An 18,620-nucleotide genomic window follows, 5' to 3' on the forward strand; every position below is an offset into this window, starting at 1 on the left:
TAGCGCAATCAATACGATCCAAATGATTGATTTCGATCAAGGGTTATCAAGATCGGATAATTTATATTACCAAACAAGCCTGCTCGTGGCCAATTGTGCCGGGGCATTGACGAAAACCCGATTGAGAACGACCGACTGGCTCATTCAAGCCACAGTTGTTTGGCGCCGACATTCCGCTTATATCCTCTCTGGGCGCTGCATATTTCAATCGTTTGGCCTCTCGGTCGAAAGAGAGCCAAATTAGGCAAAGTGTGCATCGATGAAACATCTAGTCGAAAACGCCGTCGAGACGGCAGCTTTTCCTGATCGCGGGGAAAAATTCCCCATTCTGGGCAAGGACACCTCCCTTTTTGTCACCAGGGAAGTCAAAACCATCCGCAGCAGCCAGAGACATGGCTGGCAGGATCTTTTTGCAGCCCATACGCTCGAACATCCCCATGAATGTCTGCATCATTCGGTGCCATTTTTCTGGCTGAGCATGGGTCTGCGTGAGACCGAGGTTCATCGCAGTATCAACGGTCATGATGAGCTCGCCGTGCTTCCAGCCTATTCCATCAGCATGGCTGAACCGCTGACTGCGGTCGATTGCCTGATCGGAAACCCCACCGAGGCGGTTCATGTCTTTCTGAGGCCAGAACTTCTGCAGGAGACTGCCTATGAGCTTTTTGAGATAGAGCCTGATCGTGTCTCGCTGCTTCCGGTATTCGGACGCACCAGCACCAGTCTGAGCTGGTTGTTGCGCGCCATAAAGCAATCGCTGGCGGAGCCGGCTAATCTTTCCCAATTGAAGATAGACTATCTTGCACGTGCGCTCTGTGCCGACCTGCTGGCGAAATATTCGATTGTCGCGCCCACAGCAATCAAGCCCGAGCAATATGGCGGTCTCACGTCAAGACAGCTGCGGCGGATCGATGACTATATCACCGAACATCTCAGCCGCGATATTCACATCGGCGAGCTGGCATCGCTGTCCGGCATGGGGCGGACGAGCTTTCATCAACGTTTCAAGGCGGCGATGCATATCACGCCGCATCAATACGTCATGCGCGTGCGGGTTCAAAAAGCCAAAGAGATGCTCGGCAGTTCAGTCCTGCCGCTTGCTGAAATAGGCTTCGCCTGCGGTTTTTCGGACCAGGCGCATTTCGCGACGCTGTTCAAGCGGATCGCAGGCACCACACCCGCCTCGTTCCGGCGCAGCGTTGCCTGAACCAGGAAGGCCGCTCAGCGGCCTTTCAATTTCGGAACTCGCTCATTTGCTGCGCAGTCACCCTCTCACGCCCGGCGCCTCGTCAGGCGCGGTTGCAAGTCTATTCACACAGAGCATCCATCCTCCCCATTTCGTTCGAAAACTGCGTGGTCTTCATCCGCTGGAAAGATCGTCACGCTCATATTTTGCCGCAATGAGAATGATTTGCTCAATTAGCGGTCTTTTATAAAAACCACTGAAGTTTTACGCAATTCTCCTGCATCCAGATTGAATACATAGCGGCAGAAATCAAAAAGCAGCTTGCCGCACGCATCGCTTTTTATGCCAATGACCTGACAGGACTGGGGCCCGCCTGCAATTGATTGCAGGCGCGTGCGGTCTTGTTTGGTCTTCTGCATGATCGCAGACATGCCGTGTTTGAGGCAGGTTCTGTGGGCGACGGCGGCTTTCCACCAAGGATGGCCCTTATGTTGTCTCTAAAGCATCGTATTGAATTTTCCGGTTTAAACCGCCACCGGCTGGCATGCCTGTTGGGCGTTTCATCACTGGCGATGGGCCTCGTTCTGACGCCGGCCAATGCCCAGCAGATCAGAGTTGGATCCGGTCAGGAAAGCGTGATCGACAACGGGGAAGCTCATGCGCATACAACCGGTGTCGCGGGTCAGCTTGATGCCGCAGCAGTGTGGGTCACCAATGGAACACTTACTGTCACCAATTCCGATGTCGATTTCCTCAGTGAAGGTCGTGCGGCGGAAGCCTTGCGGGTGGAAAGCTACAGTTCTGCTGCGCCCAGCGTCGTGCGGATCGTCGGTGCGCCCGGCAAGACCGCACGGCTGGTGGCAACCGGCGTCGCAGGCAACGTCGTCAATCTGTCCGGCGACCGCTCTTCGCTTTATCTCGAGAATGTGGAAATCGTCGGAACCGGTGCAGGTCGCCGCGGCATTCTGACGATGGGCGAAAGCCAGCTTTCGCTGATCGGCAGCAGCATAGTTGCAGACGATATCGGCATTTCGATGCAGGGAAAATACGGTTCGACCGCTGCGTCGACACGGGTGGAGAACACCAGCATCACCAGCTTTAATGGTGCCGGAATTTCTGCCATGAGCGGACAGCTCACAGCCAATCATTTCGATATACGCGCAGGCTTCAACACGCTCACCAACACAACGACCACCAGTCGCGGCGCCTATGGGGTCAACGCCAATTCAAACAGCAATGTTATCTTGACCAACGGCCGGATCGAAACCTTTGGCGATTACGGCAACGGCATCTTTGCTGCCAATGACTCAAGTGACACCAGTCAGGTCAGATTGCAGGTGGATAATGTTGATATCATTACCCATGGCATCAACGCGACCGGGATCGAGAACATCCATGTTCGCTCTGTCATCAATGGCGGCTCTATCCACACCTACGGACTGGGTGGGCATGGTGTGGGTTCCAGCAATGGCGGCGTTGCCGCTTGGGCACCTTCGCATGTCACACTCACCGGCACGAGAATTACCACCGAAGGTGAGAGCGCCTACGGCCTTGTCGCGACCACCAAATCGACAATTGACGGGCGCGGATTGATCATTTCGACCAGTGGCGACAGTGCGATCGGAGCCCGCAGCCATGGTACCGGCATGGTGACCCTTTCTCAAGGCACCACGATAACGACCACAGGCGACTACGCCCATGGCGCTGCCGTCACTTTCGGCTCGCAGATGGATATCTCTGACACCACGATTGCGACAACAGGTGAGAATGCGGCCGGTATCTATCTTGTCGGTTACAACACACCGGAAAATGTCACCCCAGTCACCAAGCATGTCAATCGCGTGAACGTCGCAGGTTCAACAATCACAGCGGCGAAAGGGCCGGCCTTGCGGGTGGGTGGCGGTGCCACAAGCACGTTCAATCTCCAAAACAGTCACGTGCGCGGCACAGGCGACGATGCCCTGTTGTTCTCCAGTGCGGATTATATCTATGATGATGGCACCAATGTCATTCCAATGCCGGTCGGTACCGCAAGCGTGAATGCGCAAGGCTCGTTGATGGAAGGCGATATTGTCGCCGGCAGCGGTGTCGTTGATTTCAATCTGCGCGACAAGAGCCTGCTCAAAGGCGCTGCGCGGGTGAGCGACACCGGTGGTATTCTTGATCGTTTGGTGATTGACGCCACCAGCGGTTGGGAGATCACCGGCGCCTCGACTATAAACGATCTGCAAAGTGCTGGTACGATTTCATTTGCCGCCCCCGGTTCGGCAGGTTTCAAGACCCTGACGGTCAGGGGTGACTTCACCTCGACCGACGGCCTGTTTGTGCTCAACAGCAAGCTTGGCGATGATGGCTCGGAAACCGATCGACTGATCTTTGAAGGCAATGTCAGCGGGACAAGTTCCGTCAGTGTCAACAATGCGGGAGGCCTTGGAGCGCTCACCGTCGGCGACGGCATCATGATTGTGGATGCCGCAAAGGCCAGCAATGACGCCTTTGTCCAGCAGGGGCGCATCGCAGCCGGCGCTTATGATTACACGCTGTTTGCCGAGGACCGCTCCGGCAATTTCGATGGTAAATGGTATCTTCGCTCAAGCTACAATCCTGCTCCGACGCCCGATCCCGATCCCAACCCGGAACCAGACCCAAATCCAAATCCTGGCCCCGATCCCAAGCCGGAGCCTGAATTGCCCAATTATCGGCCTGAAGTTCCACTCGATATGGTCGCACCCGTTCTGGCAAACCGTTTCGGACTGGCGATGCTCGGCACCTATCACGACAGGCGCGACACGCTTGATCCCAACCTTTCAGCCTTCTGGTTGCGCGGCTTTGGCGAACACGGTCACGCGGGATCAGCCTCCGGTAATGCGCAGGACTATCTCAATGATTTTTATCGGGATGGGCCGTCCTATGACTTCACCCTTGGTGGGTTTCAGGGGGGAGTTGACCTCTATCGCCGTGAACAGGAAAACGGATCGCGCGATCTGGCGGGCCTGTTTATCGGGGCAGGGCGGGCTGAAGCCAATGTCGATCGGGTCTATGGCGGCAATGCCGGTCAACTGACGATGAACGGCTATAGTTTTGGTGGTTACTGGACGCATCTCGACCAGGCAGGCTTTTATACGGATGCCGTCATCCAGGGTACCCGCTATGACCGGGTCGAAAGCAGTTCTGCCGACCAGATTGCCATGCGCACAGCAGGCTGGGGCTTCATATCCTCGCTCGAAGGCGGTTACCGTCATGGGCTGGGCAATGGCTGGACGGTCGAACCGCAGGCGCAACTGATTTATCAGCACCTCTCGCTCGACAACACATCGGATCGGTTTGGACGGATCGCGTTTTCCGACACCGACACGGTCTATGGCCGGGTCGGAGCGAAGATTGGCCGCCAATGGCAGGCCGAAAGCGGGCGTCGCTACGCGGCATGGGTACGGTTAAATCTCTGGCACACAATCGGTGGGGAGGCGAAGACCAGTTTCTCCAATCTCCAAGGTGAAAACCGCGTCTCGCTCGCAAGTGATGCGCAAGGCAGCTGGGGGCAATTCGGTCTCGGTTTCTCCGGTCAATTGACCGAAACAGTCTCGCTGTTTGCCAGCGGCGATTACAGCCACAGCCTTGGACATAACGGGGTCAAGAACGACAGTCTGGCCGGTCGTGTCGGTTTGAAGATGAAGTGGTAAATCCACCTATTCCTGCATCCAGCAGCGCCCCCGCAAGGGATGCAGGGATCGTCTCCTTCGCGCAAATGGCGAAGGAGACGCCTTTTTGAGGATCATATTTGTGAACCTGTTCAGAAAAACACTGATCACCATGGGTACAGGTCTTGTTTTGACCATGTCGGCGCAAGTGGGATTACTGTTTGCGGCCGGGCTGCCGCGCGAGGAAATCGCAATCGTTTCGGGAATTCTGCCCCTCGTCTGCGCAGCTGCAGCGTGGCTGTGGTTTGCGGATGATGTTTCATTCAGACGCAAATTGTCGGCGGCTCTGAAGAACCGTGAACTGGAAGTCCATTACCAGCCATTTGTTAGGTTGCGTGATCACAGGATCATGGGCGCCGAGGCTTTGCTGCGCTGGCCAGGCTGCAAGACCAGCATTGAAAGGCTCGTCGCGCGGGCTGAGGAAACCGGCATGATTGGGGTCCTCACCGATTACGTGATTGCGCGCGTTGCCGCTGACTGGCCATCTTTTCAGGCAATGGACCGTGATTTTCGCATTAGTATCAATATTTCCGCACCGGATCTTGCAGCTGGCGCGCTTTGCGATCGGTTGAAGCGGCTTGCTTTGACGATGCCTGCGCACGCACTGGCATTGGAAATAACCGAAAGGCAGTCCGCATCGCTCGAAGCGGTCGCGTTGCATCTCTCGGAGCTGCGGAACCTGGGCTACCAAATCTATTTCGATGATTTTGGCACCGGCTTTTCCAGCATGACACGCTTGCTGCACTTGTCCGTCGATGGCTGTAAACTTGATGCATCATTCCTTAAAATGCATGCCGCCGCCGCTGCGATCAGCGCAATGCAGATATTTGCGCAGGCAAGCGGCGTTGAACTCGTCGTTGAAGGCGTGGAAACCGTGGCACAGCAAAACATGCTGGCAGAAATCAATCCTGACTTGATTGTTCAGGGCTGGCTATTCGGGCGAGCCGCAAAAAAGTCGGAGCTGATCGAACGGCTAAAAAATCAGCAGCGGACCTTGAACTCGTCTTTGCGCGCCTCTTCAATAATCCGGTTTGTCGGCGGCCGGGCATAATCGTTCGCTAAAACTGCACGCCGACCAAGCGATATCGTAATCCGCGGCGAGGTTGCAAGGCGCTCTGCGGCAGACCAAATTGTGTAGTGGGCCTCCTGTCGCAGTCCTTGTGAAACGCCAACGATCAGTGACAGCGCGGTGGTTACCGTTGCACCGGTCTCAGACCCTTTTGCTGTGTTCTCCAATTTACGGTCGACGCTCTGCATGTCTCTGGGTCGCAGGCATGTTGGATGTATGTTTGGGTGGCGCTGGCTGCACCGCACTTTTGCCAGACGCCATGGCAATGCCTCCGGGTCAGGAATGTTTAAGGTTTTGCTGCCATCGCCAACACCATAGCAACCGCCGATCACGTTAACGAGCCGTGCGAAGGCCGTGCGAGAAACAGCCTGACCCTTACAATAGATGCAGTCAGGCGGCACGATAGGAGCGGCAACCGCAAAAATCAGACCGGCAGGAATGCTCTGAGTTTGGGTCGGGTTGAACATGAACCAGCCGCCTGCATTGTCAGCAAGTGCTGAGCAATAAACGAAGTCGTAAATGCCGCCCGCCTGTATCTGAACCGCTTCCTCGTTAGGTTAAGAGAACACACCTATGCAGCTATTGCATCAATCGCGTGGCTTCCCGATCAGGAAGTTTTGCAGTTCAGAACTGCACACCCTCCCAATCGGTAAGTTTTTCTGAAATTCACAGTTCTCTTCCTGTACGGTAAGCTGGATAATACGGAGGATTCCACATGATCCGATCTGCCGCGGAATTCGGGGCGCTGATCCGGGAACGCCGCAAGACACTGGGCTGGACCCAGATTCAGCTAGCCGAGCGATGCGGAACTGGTGAGCGCTTCATTGTCGACCTGGAGAACGGCAAGCCTAGCTGCCACCTGGAAAAATCGCTGATCGCCGCTCGCATGGTCGGCATCGATCTCGGTGACGTGAAATCCGCGACGCTCTCACCGGCCCCGGGGGCCGACGACGATCTCGGTTACCTGCCACGCTTTTCCTGATCGGGTGCCGCCGTGACGACGATCTACTACGAGTACTGGCCCGTCGCCCGCCTGGCAGATCAGAATGGTCTGTCTGTCACCTATGACGCCGCATGGGAGAAGCGTGCCTCCGCCTTCCCGCTTTCGCTCACCATGCCCCTGCGTGCCGGAAGCCACGGCCCCGAGCAGGTTATGCCATGGCTCGCCAACCTCTTGCCGGAAACCCACCTCTCGGAGATCGGCCAGCAGGTCCTGTCCTACCCGGCTTCGAACCGGGAATTCGGCTCCAGCCTCGCCTTTCTCGTGAAGAAGCGGTGCCGGCGGATAGAGCGGCAGATCGCGGGCTGAACCCAGCAGTCCGGGACCGATTGATGCACGTTATTAGTGTTCCATTTTTGGGCGTGGGAAAAAGGTTTCTGGAAATTCCAGTCCTTGAAAATATTGGTGGAATCGCAGAAAAAACCGCGAAAGCGCAATTTATAAATATATATCAATTATTTAGTTAAAGCGATTGTAATGCGTTTTCTAAACTCATGTCATTATTATCTCACGTTCGCTTATGAAGGCCGGATGAAAATAGCGACAGGAGGCATACAGTAGCGTCTGCTCCATGCAGTTGGAATACAGACTTAGCGAGGTCAATACCAATTATTGCGGCGCTTTCCATCAACACGTCTCCTGTGCCAGATAGCCCGCAACCGCAGTATGCCTGATCTGCCTACGATCGGGGAAGGGTATCCACACCATCCGTGTTCGAACTGCTTACGTCTGGCGACCGTGTCCGGCCGGTGCAAGATGCTGATTTCCGGCGGAAATTGACGCCCGTGAAGGCGCCTGGCTTGACGTGGGAGTCGTTTGGCACGGCGCTCAGGCAGTTATTTCCAAAGCCGTTCTTTGCAACCATCAGCGGAATACACAAACTGATAGATCGTTTCATGACCGACAGAGAATGGATGGCGTTCTAACCGCATTCTCCCGGCAATCTGTTGCGGCGACCGCCCATCACTGATGTGCTGGATCACGGACCTGCAACCCGCGGCGCAATGTCGGGGTTCATGCCGCGATGATATGCGGCCTACCTGATGTATTGTTCAATCGGGATCATTCTTTCTCCATGAAAGAATCCGCCTCAATAGAGGGCGATATGTAATTTTTATTTGACATCCGCTTCAGTGTAATATAAACATTACACATGATCGAAGTTCGCCAAACGGATCAATTCAAGTCGTGGTTCGAAGACCTTAAAGATGTGCGCGCAAAAGCACGGGTTCAAACTCGCATCGACCGCTTGTCTCTTGGCCTGTTTGGCGATGCGAAGTATTTCGACGGAATAGGCGAAGTGCGTATCGACTACGGCCCCGGCTATCGGCTTTATTTCGTGAAGCGCGGCAACACGGTGGTTGTCCTGTTATGTGGAGGCGACAAGTCTACGCAGAAGAAAGATATCAAACACTCCATTGAAATATCGAAGGGAGTTTAAAATGACCACTAAAACCTCTCCATGGGATGCAGCAGACTATCTGCATAACGACGAAGCCATTGAAGCATACCTTGAAGCCGCTTTCGAAGATGGCGACACGAAAGTCATTGCTGTTGCACTCGGTAATATTGCGAGAGCCAAGGGCATGACCAGCATTGCAAAAGAAGCTGGCATTACCCGTGAGGCACTTTACATATCTCTCAGTGAAAAGGGCGACCCGAAGCTCTCCACACTTCTCGGAGTGATGAAAGCTCTCGGCCTGCAACTCACTGTGCAAACCGAAAAACACGCAGCTTAATTACCCAGCTCCTAGCGATACCTATTAGGAGTGCGAAGACATACATTCCAGCCTTTCATTAAACGACCATGGTTCGAATAAACGATGAGTAGTGACGACAATGATATTACGACGATTGGTTGGAACGCAGATCGACTTATAATCAGTTAAAATGCGGCCTAGACAAGATTGATGATCGTCTGCGGGATATTTACGAAGCCGTATATTTCAGCTTGCGCGTCTCTCACGATAACAGGTGTAGATTTATCAACCGAGGGTTTCTCGCCAGTTCCAACAATGCTCCCAAATTGTCGTTGTTGATGAGATCAATGCTTTCAACACTTCGAATATGAATGGCTTTATTGCTGATAATCTCGATTAAAATCACCATTCTTTGATCGGCATACAATCGCACTACTTTCTAGCTACACTAATTAGCGACAGCAAAACACTGCATTCCTCTCAAGATGAAGATCTACGCGATCCTTTACGTTGTCGCTGTCGCTATCATGGCGCTCATCATGCACGTCATCAGCATTGGAGCAGTTACCCTCCATGACTTTTTGCACCTGCGGAACGCCTGCTTTCATGTTCTGCATCAGGTTGATGGCTTTAAGAGTGGCAGGCCAATTGCCTGTGCAATCTGAGTGTTTCTCTTTTCAATGGCTTGTTGCCGGATCAGCTTCATGACTTGTGCAAACGGCTTCACGTCAGCAACTCGCAACGCCACCAGTGACCATTGTGCAAAGTACGCCTCCTTTACACCGAAGGCAGGCAGGGCAAGCTCATTCTGAACTGATTGCCGTGTAGCTATTGTCCACGACATCATGTTTCGTCTTGGCAAACAATGCGTCCCTGTCGAAAAGATCAAGCGCATTTTTCGTACGCTCCTGACTTAACAACATTCCGAGGCGGTCGCGGCTCCAATCGCCTTCACCTTTCACCACATTCTTGAGCGCAGATTTCATACTGCCGTCTGGCTGCATTGCCCTGCCGCCTCCAGCAATCGTCGGCCCGACCGTTCCGTCGTTAGTGAAGGATTGATTTCCGCCCACCTGCTGCAAGCGCAGACGCGCGGAGGCCATTGCTACGGCGCGTTTCTCTTCAAGTGTCATTTCGTCCATAATGCTTTCTCCTCTGGCATCATCATGCCCCATATATGCGGGTCAACGCATTGTGGAGCTTGCGGCTGCGCCTTGCTTTCCATGCCAGGGACTTTCTCATCCGCGCCAAGCGGCTTCCCTGAGAATTATCAGAACTGTATGGCGGAGAGGGTGGGATCCGAACCCGCGGTGGAGTTACCCCCACGCCGCATTTCGAGTGCGGTATTTATTAGATGAACGGGTGGATTGCTCCCTGTTACGCAGCAACTCCATCATGCGTGATGGTCGCGGACTTGGTTTCAGCCCAAAACAGGATCGTTGATTGCGCGGTTTCATTGTGTGGAGCACCTGGCCCTTTGCCGCGCGCCAGGACAAGTTCGCGCATCAGATGTTGACAATATCAATTAAAATATGACAAACGCAGTTAAGTATTGTCTGGGCTGTGATCTCAAACCTTGCCTTGAGGCTTTCAAATCGCAATCACGGCATCAAAGTCTCACCAGTGCAACAGGTACGTCAGACGGTCCGTTCCTTGACTTCCTGGCTGAATAGCCTGTTTCGTCTTCATAACCGGGAAGCGGTGCGCTTCGCTGCCCGATTGGTTGGCAGTCGCGATAATGGCGAGGAAATTGTTCAGAATGCCTGGCTCAGACTGTGCGCTCGAACCGATACCACACAAATCGAGCATCCCCGGTCCTATCTTTTTCGTGCCTGCCGCAATGTATTTCAAACTGCGTCCGGTCGCTTCCTGGTGAGATCAGACGTTGAAAGCTCCGCGCGGCATCAATGGGATGCAAGCCAATCACTGAGCTGCGAGAGCGATCGTCCGTCTCTTGGATTGATGAAGGCAAAGCGCCGCGGGTGCAGCGCTTCAGGCTCAGTTGCGGCGAACCTTCTTTTGCGCCTCGCGTGGGCTCATTCCGAATTGACGCCGAAACGCTGTGGCGAAGTTTTCGGGACGCGTATAACCCGCCAGAAAACTTGCGCGTGAAACAGGCATGTCTCCTGAAACAAGCGCATGATAGGCCGTGTCGAGCCGAGATCTGCGGATATAGTCGAAGACGCTTGCACCCTCGCAAAGGTGAAACAACCGCTGCAGCCCGCCTGAATTGATACCGGCTGCGCGCGCTATTGCCGGCAAATTAAGCGGCTCTGCAAGGTTCTCGGCAATGAAATCTTTTGCGCGCGCCAGCCGTACCCGGTCAAGCCGGTTCAAACCAGCTGCCGACGGCTCCTGCGGTGCTGCCCGGGTAATCGCGCAAAGCGCCTCTGCCACGATTTCAACCGCGCGGCTTTCAAAAAACAGCTTGCGCAAAGCGGGCGTGAATTGCGGTGGCATGACAATCTGCTGCAACAATTCCAGCGTCCGCGGCGTTACCGTCCAGCGATGACTGGCAAGATGATCGCGTAAAAGATTGGCGGTTCCGGCCTCAGAGGCGGTTTGAAATCCGTCGATATCAAGCCATTCCGGTGTTGCAGAAACCACCAGATGCCGCAATCGCTGGCCGCCCGGCGAACTGCGCTGAAAGCTGTCTGCGCGGGCATTCATGATCGCTGTACCCTTCAGAGCTTCAGCATTGCCTTCAAAATGGAAAGCCCTTTCGCCCATTTTCATGTCGACTGCGCCGTCGAGAAAGAAGATACAGGAAAGACCGGCCGGCAAATGTGAGGAGGCTGTAAATGCCCGTTCCTCCGATGCATCGCTCACATGCAAAAAAAGACCGGGCCGCAATTCTTCATGAATGAATTGTCCCTCGATCAAGGTGTCTTCCGGCGAAAGCCGGTCGTCCGGACTTTCCAATGTCACGCCATCACGCTGCAGAAAATCACGAACCCGCAGCTTCTTATGGCTTGCGTCCACAGATGATACGGGAAGTGCGCGTTGCGGCGATGTCATCAAAAAGACCCTTCAATGCGATTGTTACACCCGATGATGCAACCCGTCTGACCCTGTCGTGAGCTGCATTTCGCCTTGTCTCAACGCAGCCTCACGTTTTTTGCCGCTGGCAAAGGTTTTTCTGTCTTTGCCAAAGCTTGGCAACTTGCGCGCAGCTCTATGCTTTCTTTATTCGTAACTTAATATGATTTTAAAGGTCAAGTTTAATCGGTTGTTGTTGCAACCGAGTTGTCTGCGGCTTTGACCAAGCATCAGGATGAGGTTTTCGTGACACAGTGGATTGCTGGCTATCATAACATCAAAACGGCCGCGGTATGGCATCGCGCCGCACAGTCACCGCTTCTTGTGCTTTCGACAGCCATCGGATTGATGGCAACCCATCCAGCACTGGCGCAACAACAGGACGAAAGCCCGACGGTGCTCGGAACGATCACCATTAATGCTGAAGGCGACAGCCCGACGGGTCCCGATCATTCGATCGTCGCCAAGAGAAGCCGCGCCGCATCGAAAACCAGCACCGCTCTTCTGGAAACGCCGCAGGCTTTGAATGTGGTGACCCGGCAACAGATGGACGCACAGGGCGCGGACAGCGTGCCGCAGGCGCTCCGCTATACCCCCGGCATTCTTTCGGAAGCCAATGGCTATGACATCCGCTACGACTGGCTCAATATTCGCGGCTTCAGCACCTATGGCACCATCTGGATGGATGGGCTGGCGCTGCCGGGTGACCCAAGCAGCTACGCAACACCCAGCGTCAATCCCTACGCACTCGAACGCATCGAGGTTATCAAAGGGCCGGCATCCGTCCTCTATGGACGGACGATGCCGGGTGGACTTGTCAACTATGTCAGCAAACGCCCGCAGCCGACAGCGAGAAATGAAGTCGTGATCGGCACCTCAGCCTTTGGCGGTGTTCAAACGTCCGTGGATTCAACCGGACCGGTCACCAAGGACGGCGATTTTCTTTATCGCTTTGTCGGCCAGTGGCGCAACATGCACACCCAGATCGATCAGGAACGCGATCGATCCTTCATGCTGGCGCCCAGTTTGACATGGAGCCCTTCAACCGATACTTCGCTCACCCTGAGTGGCTATTACCAGCGGGATCGGGCCATCTTCAATCCTCGCTTTTATCCAGCGACAGGGACATTGCTCAAAAATCCCAACGGACAAATCCCCCGCGATCTTTATCTTGGTGATCCGGAAGCCAATCAATTCAATCGCGATTTTTATACGCTCGGCTATGAATTCTCGCATCAGTTCAACGACAGTTGGAGCATCCGACAGAACCTGCGCTACAGCCGGTCGAGCCAGGACATGTTTCTTGTCCTGGTCAATCCCGCCTTTGCCTACCAGCCCGACGGTCACACGCTTAATCGCGCTTCGGGCGCCTCGGAAGATACGCTAAGCGCATTCACCGTTGATACCCAGGCGGAGGCCCGGTTTGAGACCGGTCGCCTCGACCATACGCTGCTGTTCGGTCTGGAATATATCAATGCCAGCTCTGATCGCAATTTCGGCAATGCAACCGCAGGCGTGCCGCCGCTCGATTATCTTGATCCGCATTATGGTGGCGTCTCCATTGCCTATCCCGCCTACACAGCCTCTGCCCTGCAGAAGCAGCGTCAGCTCGGTGTCTACCTACAGGATCAGATCCGCTACAATCGGCTGATTGCCACTTTGGGCTTGCGTTATGACCGGTCGGAAATCTCCACCTATAACAGGCGTGCAAAGCCGGAACAGGCCTTTGTCGAGAATGAGGAAGGCCAGGTTTCAGGTCGGGCTGGGCTCAGCTATCTCTTTGACAATGGGTTTGCGCCCTATCTGAGCTATTCCACCACATTTACGCCTTTGCTGGGTGTGGATGCGTTTGAAACGCCCTATAAGGCCCAACAGGCCGGGCAGTTCGAAGTGGGGATCAAGTATGAACCGGTTGCCTCCAACGCCATGCTGGCAATATCGCTTTTTAATCTTGATATCAAAAATGCGCTGACGCCCTATCTGACAAGCGGAATTCAGACGGGCTATATCCAGTCAGGTCGGCAACGGGTCCGCGGCGTCGAACTTGAAGGCAAGATGGAACTGAGCCAGGAAATCGAACTGCTGGGCTCCTATGCCTACTCGCATTCCGAAATACGTGAATCCAATCTCGCCGTCGAACGAGGCCGGGAAATCCTCAGATTGCCGGAACATCAGGCAAGCCTCTGGGTCCGCTATAGCCCGGTCTTTGTTCCCGGCCTCTCGCTTACTGCCGGCATTCGCGGCTGGTCTTCCTATCAGACCGATAGCAAATATCTTGAAAAAATGCGCATACCCGGGCAAACCCTGGTCGATCTTGGCGCTGAACTTGATTTTGGCGCTGTCAGAAAGGAGCTCGACGGCATGACGCTGCGGGTAAACGCCACCAATCTGTTTGACAGGAAATATGTTTCCCATTGTCTCAACGACACGGGCGGAAGCTGCAATTACGGAGCAGGCCGGGCGATCAATGCCAGCCTGAAATATAGCTGGTGAAGACGCTCTACACCCCTGCCGCATGCCGCGGGCTTCTCGTCAGGCTGGGGCTTGCCTTTGCAGCCCTCGCTCTGTTGCTGTCTCAGCCGGCATTTGCCGGGATAGTCCTCACCGATGCTGCCGGCCGTATTGTGCGGCTGGAAGCCCCTGCAAAACGCATCGTCACCAATGAAAGCCTGCTGCTGCTGTCACTGGCGTTGATCGATCCCGATCCTGTCTCGCGGATCGCCGGCTGGGCCAATCCGCAACGGATCGACCCGGGAATGTTTGCGGCGTTTCGCGCAAAATTCCCCGCTATCGATGCGATCCCGACGGTCGGTGCGCTGCAGCCCGCGCAGACATCCGTCGAGAGCATCCTGAGTGCCAGACCGGATCTGTTGGTTATCCATCAGTGGCAACCGGGCTGGCAGGAGATTGTCGATCTGCTTGCTTCCGCAGCTGTTCCCGTGATCTTCCTGGATGGTCCGGTCAATGACCAGCGCTTGCCACAGGACGCCACCGCTTTTTCCATTGAGCTGCTGGGCAAGGCGATTGGTCGTGACGCATCTGCGGCGGACTACGCAAAATTCGTGCGCGATCACTATGCAGCGATCACCGACCCATTGCAAAATGCCACCAAACGACCCAGGGTGCTGGTGGATGGATTTGCCAGTGCAAGCTGCTGCTCCACGCCCGGACGCGATAATCGCATGACGCAAAACATCGCTCTTGCCGGCGGGATCAGCATCGGTGCCCGTGCTGTTCCGGGCTATGAAGGTCGACTGAACCCTGAATATGTGTTGGAAACCGACCCCGTGGTCTATATCGCCACCGGCGTGCCACAAACATCGTCGCAAGCCAGTCTGATAATCGGTGCGGGTGTCTCAAAAGATGTGGCGCGCACCACGCTCAAGACGATTATCGATACGACAATCCGGCGCGATCTGAATGCTGTCGCGCAAAAGCGCGTCTATGGAATCTCCCATCAAATGTCGATCTCCGCATTGAATGTGGTGATTTTCGAGTGTTTCGCGAAATGGATTAACCCCGAACTCTTTGCGAGCATTGATCCGGAGAAGACGCTGGCTGAGATCAACAAGCGATTTCTGGCGGTAGAGCTTGATGGTACCTTCTTCATCTCCTTGTCTGATAAACCGTGACAGCAAATCGCAACAATTCCTGAGGCCAAAACGCTTCGCTATTGTTTCAGCGCGGTTTCGGCTCGACCAATCGTGCCAGACGCATGCTGCTTCACATCCACCCGGTGCGTTTTCGCTGGCCATTCTCGCCGCGTTCTGGGATGATCGCTGGCGCTATCAACAGAGCCTCGCTCTTGCGGTCGTGCAGCCCCGGTCAGGTCGCGCGCTGACCTCCGGGGTTTCCTTTATTTCGCCACAGATGCGCTTGCCATCGTGCAGGCCGAGGATCTGACGCGGCCAAAGCCTGCGCCGTCTCGACAAAGCGTGTCCGTCGCGCTTTTTTGATGTGGGTTAGTGGCGTGTTCACCTGCTTTTATCGGCGCAGGACAACCCATGCAGTGACAGAAGAAAAATCGCGACGACAACGCGATTGAATTGGTGCTGGCCTGTCAAAAAAGAGATGCGCTGCCTGCAGACGCGGACAGTTGGGACCAGTAGAGCGGGGGCAGCACCGACAAAAGTCTGCCCCCGGACTGTCATTGTCAGCCGGCAAAAGCCACCTCGCGCGACACAATCCCAACCAGGCAATTAAAACGCGATTGGATTGGCAGAAATGCCAAAATGTCCATCCACGATTGCTCCGGTCTGGAACAATATGGTGCGGTTTCAGTTTACTATCTGAGACAATGTAAGGAGCTCTGATGTTTAAAAAATCCTGGATTGCGGCTTTAAGTTTTGCTGTTGCGGCAACCTCATTCACCCCCGTATTGGCCTCGCCCCTTCATCCAACCTCGGATGCAGCTTTCAATTCATCACAAATCCAGCAGGTCCAGCACCGAAGAATTATCGACGAACGACGTAACAACTGGAAACGGTCGCATCGCGACGGCTGGCACAATGGTCATCGTGGATACCGCGAGCACCGTCGTGGCTATAAGCGCCATTCAGATGGTTGGTGGTATCCACTGGCGGCGTTTGGAGCGGGCGCGGTGGTTGGTGGCGCGTTGAATAATCAGCGGCCAGCAGCGCGCGGTTATGACAACCGTCATTATCAGTGGTGTTCTTCGCGCTACCGCACCTATCGCGCTTCCGATAATACTTACGTCCCAAGTGTCGGTCGCCGTGCCGTCTGCAATTCGCCATATAGCTAAGCGCTTATGTAGTGCCCCAATGCCTCACGATGAAACATCGTGAGGCATTTTTTAACGATGGCTCTGTCCTCAATGAAATCTGAATATCTTTGCGCTCTCGTCTCCTTGGAGTGGCGCATATAAATCTCTACACGCACCCGATGGCGCAGGAGGCAATGCGCCGTGACGGTCTCCCCTCACGACCCAGCCCGCTGCTTCAGTTGGCAGATGGGGAGAGTGAATTGGCTTCGCTGCCATGGCGCATACCGCCCCCAATCGCTAAACACCGAAGTTGATACCGGCCATCACGATCTCCAACTGTGAGGATAATTGATTGGTTGATGGCGCTACAAGCCCTGCGACAAACGCCGACAGGACGCGAGAAATCCACTTTTCAACGATCGTGCATTTTGATAAATTAGGCCTGCGCCGCGTGGAGGAATACGGGTCATGCCCACGTGCGCAGCCCCGTGACGTTGGGAGACGTGCCGGGGCTTTTTTTCCAGTCTAACAAAGCTTGACGCATGATGGTGTCCGCCATGATTGGCTTGCGCGATGATTTTTCGCGCGTAAACAGTCTGGGCCGCGAGAAACTGGCGCTCGACCACGCTATCCTACATTACTTTGCCGGATTTCTGTGCAATGATGATTGCGCGCGAAGACCGTCTGCCAATTAACGCCGAGCGCAAAGCCTCGGCTTGATCCCTCTCGTCGGGGCTTCCTTATGCCCTGAGAAAACCCGGCCTTTGGCGTCCTTCCTCTGATTGATGCAAAGAAAAGAGCCAGCACTGCCTCTGCAATCACCCGCGATCAGCGAGGACAATGCAGCTGGTTGTAGATTCGCTATTAATTAACTGTAAAATGTGGCGAGACGGTTGCCGTTAGGAGGATGAGGTTGGACTGGATCAGCATGATCACCATGGCTTTGTTAGCTTCGGCGGTGGGGTTTGGCCTGTTGTTTATCGTTATTTTGTGGGTCCAGAAAGATTGAGCCTGTCTCCACTTGCTCGGCTACCGGTGCGTGTCGTTTTCGCCCTTATGAGAGGATGCCAGTGCGTGTGAACGCCTCATAGGCATAAGCCCAGCGCATTAACCATAGCCGGAAGATGGCACTTTCACTGGACGCCGATTGGCGCAGACAAGCAGCGCGCTCGTTCAAAATGCTTCACCCGCTCTGAGCCAAGCGTGTGTGGCACCTGTGCGTATCCCGGTCATGGCTGCCCGCCTGTCGGGTTTTTTCTTTGCCAAAGGCCTTTAAATCACAATGCGCTGCATCACCGCTCATCCGGTTCAGACCCCAAGCTGAGGGCGCGCGAATTCGACGCGCAGTTCGATCTTTTGTGGGAACATCAATGCGAAAGGCGCAAAGACTGAAGGCAGCGAACCTGCGGCTTGATCAGCGGATCCAGTCCTGATGCCTGGGAAAAAATAAGGGGGCACTCTGGTAAACTGTGATTGCTTGGAGGCAAGTATAACCAGAGTGCAGCGCTCACAAAATGAATAAAAGCAAGCGTTGGCTGCTTAGACCATATTCGGCTGATGCCAACAACCGTAATAGTGTGGGAGGAATATTAGGGCCAATTGGGTCTGCTCTTGCCCAAAGCGATGTGCCAGGCGCAGGCGGCTTGCCGGGGCAGCTATTCGGGCAAAAGGAAATTCACTGATCGGGCAACGGCGCAAGGATCGTAACGAAACAAGCATCGAGCGCTGCATCGGATCGAAAACCGCAACCCCAGCATTGATCGCCGAGCAGAAAATTGGCCCCGATGCTCCCATTAAGCACCGGGACCGATGCGCCTCCGCATCGCCACAAGAGGCAGCATTCGAGCCGTGCATGGCTGACTGGTCTTTCCACGAAGACCCCCGCCGAAGCCGGAGTTAACGCGGGAAAGATGCTCGACTGTTCTCAGCCTGCACGGAGAAAAATTTAAGTGCAAATCGCTAATTATTGGGTGTTCAAAGGCTTGCCGAAGATGAGACGAGCGCATAGGCAAAGTTGAGAGCACTGACAATCGCCCAGAGATGTCGTGGACCGATGCAAGGTTCAACCGACGCAGAATGCGCCTGGGCATGGCGAGGTTATGCTCGTCTTAACTGTCTCAACATCAAGGAGGGGCCTGCGGGTGAGCGTATAGACAAGGATGGCTGCGGCAATCGTTGAAGGATCATCGCCGCGGGTGCTTCCTC

18 protein-coding genes, 1 tRNA gene and 1 pseudogene are annotated in these 18,620 nt (G+C 54.7%); 11 read left to right on the plus strand and 9 right to left on the minus strand.

Going from position 1 to position 18,620, the window contains the following annotated elements:
- Nucleotides 1–268: 268 nt before the first annotated feature.
- Nucleotides 269–523, minus strand: coding sequence for a hypothetical protein (locus tag ABWV94_RS19125; protein WP_353414954.1), 255 nt, complete (start codon nucleotides 521–523; stop codon nucleotides 269–271).
- Between the two features lie 12 nt (nucleotides 524–535).
- Here ABWV94_RS19125 and ABWV94_RS19130 point away from each other — a divergent pair, with 12 nt between their 5' ends.
- Entirely contained in the window at nucleotides 536–1,207 is a 672-nt protein-coding gene (locus ABWV94_RS19130; protein ID WP_353414956.1) for a helix-turn-helix domain-containing protein, read from the plus strand.
- A gap of 212 nt (nucleotides 1,208–1,419) precedes the next feature.
- On the opposite strand, the gene ABWV94_RS19135 is transcribed toward ABWV94_RS19130, so the two are convergent.
- The gene (locus ABWV94_RS19135; protein ID WP_162761714.1) at nucleotides 1,420–1,605 is read right to left on the minus strand and encodes a hypothetical protein; all 186 of its coding nucleotides are present in this window, start codon (nucleotides 1,603–1,605) and stop codon (nucleotides 1,420–1,422) included.
- Between the two features lie 69 nt (nucleotides 1,606–1,674).
- Here ABWV94_RS19135 and ABWV94_RS19140 point away from each other — a divergent pair, with 69 nt between their 5' ends.
- Entirely contained in the window at nucleotides 1,675–4,866 is a 3,192-nt protein-coding gene (locus ABWV94_RS19140; RefSeq protein ID WP_353414958.1) for an autotransporter family protein, read from the plus strand.
- A gap of 100 nt (nucleotides 4,867–4,966) precedes the next feature.
- Nucleotides 4,967–5,935: an EAL domain-containing protein gene (locus ABWV94_RS19145; protein WP_353414960.1), complete on the plus strand. Its 969-nt coding sequence runs from the start codon at nucleotides 4,967–4,969 to the stop codon at nucleotides 5,933–5,935.
- Here the strand turns inward: ABWV94_RS19145 and ABWV94_RS19150 are convergent.
- Nucleotides 5,866–6,420 (minus strand): tail fiber protein, encoded by a 555-nt coding sequence (locus ABWV94_RS19150; RefSeq protein WP_353414962.1) that lies wholly within the window; start codon nucleotides 6,418–6,420, stop codon nucleotides 5,866–5,868. The genes ABWV94_RS19145 and ABWV94_RS19150 overlap by 70 nt on opposite strands.
- A gap of 248 nt (nucleotides 6,421–6,668) precedes the next feature.
- On the opposite strand from ABWV94_RS19150, the gene ABWV94_RS19155 reads away from it, so the two are divergent.
- Complete coding sequence (locus tag ABWV94_RS19155; protein ID WP_353414965.1) at nucleotides 6,669–6,935, plus strand: helix-turn-helix transcriptional regulator; 267 nt, start codon at nucleotides 6,669–6,671, stop codon at nucleotides 6,933–6,935.
- Nucleotides 6,936–6,947: 12 nt separating this feature from the next.
- Nucleotides 6,948–7,262, plus strand: a complete 315-nt coding sequence (locus tag ABWV94_RS19160; RefSeq protein ID WP_353414967.1) for a HipA N-terminal domain-containing protein — start codon at nucleotides 6,948–6,950, stop codon at nucleotides 7,260–7,262.
- Between the two features lie 392 nt (nucleotides 7,263–7,654).
- Here the strand turns inward: ABWV94_RS19160 and ABWV94_RS19165 are convergent.
- Nucleotides 7,655–7,942: pseudogene (locus tag ABWV94_RS19165) on the minus strand (IS30 family transposase); the annotation flags it as partial.
- Nucleotides 7,943–8,106: 164 nt separating this feature from the next.
- Here ABWV94_RS19165 and ABWV94_RS19170 point away from each other — a divergent pair.
- Both ABWV94_RS19170 and ABWV94_RS19175 read left to right on the plus strand, forming a co-directional pair.
- Nucleotides 8,107–8,394, plus strand: a complete 288-nt coding sequence (locus ABWV94_RS19170; protein ID WP_113497591.1) for a type II toxin-antitoxin system RelE/ParE family toxin — start codon at nucleotides 8,107–8,109, stop codon at nucleotides 8,392–8,394.
- A 1-nt stretch (nucleotide 8,395) separates the two neighbouring features.
- On the plus strand, nucleotides 8,396–8,692 hold the full coding sequence (locus ABWV94_RS19175) for an addiction module antidote protein (RefSeq protein WP_079210621.1): 297 nt from the start codon (nucleotides 8,396–8,398) through the stop codon (nucleotides 8,690–8,692).
- Between the two features lie 764 nt (nucleotides 8,693–9,456).
- Here the strand turns inward: ABWV94_RS19175 and ABWV94_RS19180 are convergent.
- From ABWV94_RS19180 to ABWV94_RS19195, 4 genes are all read right to left on the minus strand, one after another.
- On the minus strand, nucleotides 9,457–9,795 hold the full coding sequence (locus ABWV94_RS19180) for a hypothetical protein (RefSeq protein ID WP_353414970.1): 339 nt from the start codon (nucleotides 9,793–9,795) through the stop codon (nucleotides 9,457–9,459).
- A gap of 139 nt (nucleotides 9,796–9,934) precedes the next feature.
- Nucleotides 9,935–10,045, minus strand: a tRNA-Ser gene (locus ABWV94_RS19185).
- The gene (locus tag ABWV94_RS19190; RefSeq protein WP_353414972.1) at nucleotides 10,031–10,159 is read right to left on the minus strand and encodes a hypothetical protein; all 129 of its coding nucleotides are present in this window, start codon (nucleotides 10,157–10,159) and stop codon (nucleotides 10,031–10,033) included. The genes ABWV94_RS19185 and ABWV94_RS19190 overlap by 15 nt, the downstream gene beginning before the upstream one ends.
- Before the next feature lie 111 nt (nucleotides 10,160–10,270).
- Entirely contained in the window at nucleotides 10,271–10,462 is a 192-nt protein-coding gene (locus ABWV94_RS19195) for a hypothetical protein (protein ID WP_353415101.1), read from the minus strand.
- Here ABWV94_RS19195 and ABWV94_RS19200 point away from each other — a divergent pair.
- Entirely contained in the window at nucleotides 10,373–10,765 is a 393-nt protein-coding gene (locus tag ABWV94_RS19200) for a hypothetical protein (protein WP_353415094.1), read from the plus strand. The two genes, ABWV94_RS19195 and ABWV94_RS19200, sit on opposite strands and share 90 nt — an antisense overlap.
- Here ABWV94_RS19200 and ABWV94_RS19205 read toward each other — a convergent pair.
- Nucleotides 10,652–11,671, minus strand: a complete 1,020-nt coding sequence (locus tag ABWV94_RS19205; RefSeq protein WP_353414974.1) for a helix-turn-helix domain-containing protein — start codon at nucleotides 11,669–11,671, stop codon at nucleotides 10,652–10,654. The two genes, ABWV94_RS19200 and ABWV94_RS19205, sit on opposite strands and share 114 nt — an antisense overlap.
- Nucleotides 11,672–11,938: 267 nt before the next feature.
- Here ABWV94_RS19205 and ABWV94_RS19210 point away from each other — a divergent pair, with 267 nt between their 5' ends.
- The 3 genes from ABWV94_RS19210 to ABWV94_RS19220 all read left to right on the plus strand — a co-directional run bounded on the left by ABWV94_RS19210 (nucleotide 11,939) and on the right by ABWV94_RS19220 (nucleotide 16,454).
- Nucleotides 11,939–14,185 (plus strand): TonB-dependent siderophore receptor, encoded by a 2,247-nt coding sequence (locus tag ABWV94_RS19210; RefSeq protein ID WP_353414976.1) that lies wholly within the window; start codon nucleotides 11,939–11,941, stop codon nucleotides 14,183–14,185.
- Entirely contained in the window at nucleotides 14,182–15,324 is a 1,143-nt protein-coding gene (locus ABWV94_RS19215) for an ABC transporter substrate-binding protein (protein WP_353414978.1), read from the plus strand. Before ABWV94_RS19210 ends, ABWV94_RS19215 begins: the two co-directional genes overlap by 4 nt.
- A gap of 680 nt (nucleotides 15,325–16,004) precedes the next feature.
- Nucleotides 16,005–16,454: a BA14K family protein gene (locus tag ABWV94_RS19220; protein ID WP_079210638.1), complete on the plus strand. Its 450-nt coding sequence runs from the start codon at nucleotides 16,005–16,007 to the stop codon at nucleotides 16,452–16,454.
- Nucleotides 16,455–18,620 lie beyond the last annotated feature (2,166 nt).

Source organism: Brucella sp. NBRC 12953, from assembly GCF_040369775.1.
GTDB lineage: Bacteria > Pseudomonadota > Alphaproteobacteria > Rhizobiales > Rhizobiaceae > Brucella > Brucella pseudogrignonensis.

What these genes read in the sequence shown, in the direction of transcription:
- ABWV94_RS19150 (WP_353414962.1), bottom strand. Translation starts at nt 6,420, where the DNA reads ATGTTCAACCCGACCCAAACTCAGAGCATTCCTGCCGGTCTGATTTTT.
- ABWV94_RS19205 (WP_353414974.1), bottom strand. Translation starts at nt 11,671, where the DNA reads ATGACATCGCCGCAACGCGCACTTCCCGTATCATCTGTGGACGCAAGC.
- ABWV94_RS19175 (WP_079210621.1), top strand. Translation starts at nt 8,396, where the DNA reads ATGACCACTAAAACCTCTCCATGGGATGCAGCAGACTATCTGCATAAC.
- ABWV94_RS19170 (WP_113497591.1), top strand. Translation starts at nt 8,107, where the DNA reads ATGATCGAAGTTCGCCAAACGGATCAATTCAAGTCGTGGTTCGAAGAC.
- ABWV94_RS19220 (WP_079210638.1), top strand. Translation starts at nt 16,005, where the DNA reads ATGTTTAAAAAATCCTGGATTGCGGCTTTAAGTTTTGCTGTTGCGGCA.
- ABWV94_RS19125 (WP_353414954.1), bottom strand. Translation starts at nt 523, where the DNA reads ATGACCGTTGATACTGCGATGAACCTCGGTCTCACGCAGACCCATGCT.
- ABWV94_RS19190 (WP_353414972.1), bottom strand. Translation starts at nt 10,159, where the DNA reads ATGCGCGAACTTGTCCTGGCGCGCGGCAAAGGGCCAGGTGCTCCACAC.
- ABWV94_RS19180 (WP_353414970.1), bottom strand. Translation starts at nt 9,795, where the DNA reads ATGGACGAAATGACACTTGAAGAGAAACGCGCCGTAGCAATGGCCTCC.
- ABWV94_RS19135 (WP_162761714.1), bottom strand. Translation starts at nt 1,605, where the DNA reads ATGCAGAAGACCAAACAAGACCGCACGCGCCTGCAATCAATTGCAGGC.
- ABWV94_RS19155 (WP_353414965.1), top strand. Translation starts at nt 6,669, where the DNA reads ATGATCCGATCTGCCGCGGAATTCGGGGCGCTGATCCGGGAACGCCGC.
- ABWV94_RS19140 (WP_353414958.1), top strand. Translation starts at nt 1,675, where the DNA reads ATGTTGTCTCTAAAGCATCGTATTGAATTTTCCGGTTTAAACCGCCAC.
- ABWV94_RS19195 (WP_353415101.1), bottom strand. Translation starts at nt 10,462, where the DNA reads ATGCTCGATTTGTGTGGTATCGGTTCGAGCGCACAGTCTGAGCCAGGC.